This window comes from Falsihalocynthiibacter sp. S25ZX9 (assembly GCF_041205405.1).
GTDB lineage: Bacteria > Pseudomonadota > Alphaproteobacteria > Rhodobacterales > Rhodobacteraceae > Falsihalocynthiibacter > Falsihalocynthiibacter arcticus.
On the sequence record NZ_JBGFCD010000382.1, the window covers coordinates 1 to 274 of the forward strand.

The 274-nt window shown below is 59.9% G+C and carries 1 pseudogene; it reads right to left on the reverse strand.

The features are described from left to right. A pseudogene (locus AB9F29_RS22675) lies at positions 1-148 on the reverse strand (uroporphyrinogen-III C-methyltransferase); the annotation flags it as partial. Between the last annotated feature and the right edge of the window lie 126 nt (positions 149-274).

The following is a 274-nucleotide window of genomic DNA, read 5'->3' on the forward strand; positions in this document are numbered from 1 at the left end:
TGATCGCCAGAGCGGCGGGCCGTTCGCGTCCTGCGGTGAAATCCGCACGCGGGCTGGCCGTAAACACCCAGCGCCAAATATCGCGCCGCTGAATGGGACCGAGATGATGCGCCGCGCTGTCGCGGAGCCGTCCAACAATGGCGGCCAAATCGCCGAGGTTTGGTTAGAGCAACTCCTCCATGCGGGTCTTGATTTTCCGCGCTAAAACGGGCGCGGTCCCCTCAGTGCCGATTGATACCACTAAGTTTTCTCGATACACAATTGAAGCGGTCAT